This window comes from Drancourtella massiliensis (assembly GCF_016900655.1).
Lineage (GTDB): Bacteria > Bacillota > Clostridia > Lachnospirales > Lachnospiraceae > Sellimonas > Sellimonas catena.
In genome coordinates, this window is record NZ_JACJKH010000133.1 from 1 (window position 1) to 247 (window position 247).

Sequence of the window (247 nt, forward strand, 5' to 3'; positions counted from 1 at the left end):
AGCGCAGGGTGGATGCCTTGGCACTAAGAGCCGATGAAAGACGTGATAAGCTGCGAAAAGCTTCGGGGAGGAGCAAATATCCATTGATCCGGAGATTTCTGAATGGGGAAACCCACATGAGAAGACCTCATGTATCCATACGCCAATCCATAACGTATGGAAGGGAACCCGGTGAACTGAAACATCTAAGTAGCCGGAGGAAGAGAAAGAAACATCGATTCCGGGAGTAGCGGCGAGCGAAACCGGA

Annotated in this window: 1 rRNA gene; it reads left to right on the top strand. The window is 50.6% G+C overall.

Annotated elements, in window-relative coordinates:
* Window position 1: 1 nt before the first annotated feature.
* A 23S ribosomal RNA gene (locus tag H6A32_RS16060) occupies window positions 2–247 on the top strand; the annotation flags it as partial.